This window comes from Mesorhizobium sp. M7D.F.Ca.US.004.03.1.1, from assembly GCF_003998635.1.
GTDB lineage: Bacteria > Pseudomonadota > Alphaproteobacteria > Rhizobiales > Rhizobiaceae > Mesorhizobium > Mesorhizobium loti.
In genome coordinates this window covers 1-2,541 of record NZ_RZQG01000842.1, presented here as the reverse complement: position 1 = coordinate 2,541, position 2,541 = coordinate 1, and the positions used below count along the sequence as shown (strand labels likewise).

4 protein-coding genes are annotated in these 2,541 nt (G+C 62.3%); 2 read left to right on the top strand and 2 right to left on the bottom strand.

The genetic code is table 11. The features are described from left to right. Both EN935_RS30740 and EN935_RS30735 read right to left on the bottom strand, forming a co-directional pair. A partial coding sequence (locus tag EN935_RS30740; protein WP_127373949.1) for a response regulator occupies positions 1–894 on the bottom strand: 894 nt, incomplete at its 3' end. Positions 895–927: 33 nt separating this feature from the next. Continuing rightward, positions 928–1,284, bottom strand: a complete 357-nt coding sequence (locus EN935_RS30735) for a response regulator (protein WP_276325614.1) — start codon at positions 1,282–1,284, stop codon at positions 928–930. A gap of 259 nt (positions 1,285–1,543) precedes the next feature. Between EN935_RS30735 and EN935_RS30730 the strand changes: the two genes are divergently transcribed. Both EN935_RS30730 and EN935_RS30725 read left to right on the top strand, forming a co-directional pair. Further along, entirely contained in the window at positions 1,544–1,843 is a 300-nt protein-coding gene (locus EN935_RS30730; RefSeq protein WP_056582159.1) for a DUF3572 domain-containing protein, read from the top strand. Further along, entirely contained in the window at positions 1,840–2,493 is a 654-nt protein-coding gene (locus EN935_RS30725; protein ID WP_127265789.1) for a hypothetical protein, read from the top strand. Before EN935_RS30730 ends, EN935_RS30725 begins: the two co-directional genes overlap by 4 nt. The last annotated feature ends 48 nt before the right edge of the window (positions 2,494–2,541 follow it).

Here is a 2,541-nt window from a genome sequence, read left to right as displayed (position 1 = left end):
GGGCAGGCCGTCGGTCACCGCCATTTCGATGGTCTGGGTGACGCTGGCGCGCAGCTGGTCGTTGTAACGCTTGCGGCGCACCTGGGTACCCAGCCGCGCCGTCAGTTCCTGCTGGTCGATCGGCCGCATCAGATAGTCGTTGATGCCGAGTTCGAGGCCGCGGATGATGCGCTCCTCCTCGCCCTCCTCCGCCAGAAGAATGATCGGCACGAAGCGGGTGCGATCCAGCGAGCGCAACTGCGAACAGAGCCTGAGCGGATCAAAATCGGCGAACGCAGTCGAGATCATCACGCATTCATAGGACGTCTCGGCGGCCTGGAAGAAGCCGGCATGCGGATCGCTGGAGACATCGAGGTCGGCGCGGTCGCGCAGCATCTTCTGGATGCGCTCGACGGATGATTTGCGCTCGTCGATCAAAAGCACTTTCGGTGTCGTGTCCTCGGACGCGAAATTGCGGCTCAAAAGCTCTTCGATGCCGATGTTGCGCGTCGTCGAAGCACGCAGCCGCAACTCATCGGTCAGTGACTTCAGGCGAACCAGGCTCTTGACGCGCGTCATCAGCTGCAGGTCGTTGACCGGCTTGGTCAGGAAGTCGTCCGCGCCGGCCTCGAGCCCGCGTACGCGGTCGGAAACCTGGTCGAGCGCGGTGATCATCACCACCGGAATGTGCGATGTCGCCGGATCGCTTTTCAGCCGCCGGCAGACCTCGAAGCCGTCCATGTCAGGCATCATCACGTCGAGCAGCACGACATCGACCTTGCCATTCTCGCAGGTTTCGATCGCATCCGGCCCGTTGGTGGCGGTCAGCACCTCGAAATATTCGGCCAGCAGCCGGACTTCCAGCAGCCGCACATTGGCAGGGATGTCGTCGACGACGAGGATCCGCGCAGTCATTTCACAAGGCTCCGGCTCGGCTGAAAGGGTACATCACGCATCACCCAAATAGGATTTGATGGTTTCGATAAAACGCGGCACCGAGATCGGCTTCGAAATATAGGCCTCGCAGCCACCCTGGCGGATGCGTTCCTCGTCGCCCTTCATCGCGAAGGCGGTCACCGCAATGACTGGGATGACGTGCAGCTCGTCGTCCTCCTTCAGCCATTTGGTCACCTCCAGCCCCGACACTTCAGGCAGCTGGATATCCATCAGGATGAGATCCGGCTTATGCAGGCGCGCCAGATCGAGCGCTTCCAGACCGTTGCGGGTGCGCACGGTCTCGTAACCGCTTGCCTCGATGAGGTCCCGAAAGAGCTTCATGTTGAGCTCGTTGTCCTCGACGATCATGACCTTCTTCGGCATCGATATCCCGTCCCGGTCGTCCTTCCGCTCGAAGGCGACCGTCATGCGCCCATGTCTAGACGCACCAAACCCTGCTTCACTTTACGGCAATATGATTGACGAAACGGAAATCCGCGGCTGGAAAACAACGCAAATTCCACCTCGTCCCCCTGCGCGTCCAAAGGGCGCGCGACGCTCTAATGGCTTGCCGCAAGCAATTCTTGCCATTACTGCGGGAGAGACTCATTCCACACCGAAGGTAGTGATGGCAAACGCAGCGTCAATGCGCGAAGAAGCGGAATCGATTGCCGTGAAGGCCCTGGGCTTCGTCGCCTCCGATCCGGAGCTGCTGCCGCGCTTTCTGGCAATCACCGGCATAGAGGCGCATTCTATCCGCAAAGCCGCCAGCGAGCCGGGTTTTCTGGCCGGTGTCCTGCAGTTCATTCTCGCCCACGAGCCGACGCTGATGCGCTTTGCCGAGGAAACCGGCACGCCGCCGGCTGCCGTCGGCAAAGCCTTGCGGGCGCTGCCGCTGGGCGACGACAACCATGAGCATTCGATATGAGCGATGACCCCGAAACCGCGCGCCAGATCGAGGAACTGGCGGCCGACGACCGGCCGCTGCTTGTGCTCGACGTCGACGACGTCGTGCTCGAGTTCATCCGCCCGTTCCCGAATTTCCTCAAGGCGCGCGGCTTTGGCCTGACGCTGGCCTCCTTTCGGCTGACCGGCAACATTGCCGAGACGGCGAGCGGCCGGCTGATCGAACAGCCTGAAGTCACGGCACTCCTGGGCGATTTCTTTGACGCGCAAGCCGATTGGCAGAGCATTACCGACGGCGCAGCAGAGGCCCTGGCAGGGCTCGGCGACCGCGCGGAAATCATCTTGCTGACGGCCATGCCGCACAGACACCGCGCCGTGCGTCGCGCCCATCTCGATGCCCTCGGGCTGAGCTACCCACTTCTGACCACTGAAATGGCCAAGGGACCGGCAGTGGCCAAGCTTCGCGGCAAGGCCGCCAGGCCGGTGGTCTTCGTCGACGATCAGCCGCACAATCTAGCGTCGGTGCGGGGATCGGTCGCCGACGCCGAACTGTTCCATCTGATGGCCGACAATTCGCTGCGCGCATTCCTGCCGCCGGTGACGGACGACATCGTCGTCGTCCAGGACTGGCGCGAAGCCGCGCCGAAGATCGCGAGCGCGCTGGGGCTCTAAAGCCCTAGCCCCTCAAGGGTTCAGTTTCGCTCCGCCATTGTCGCTACC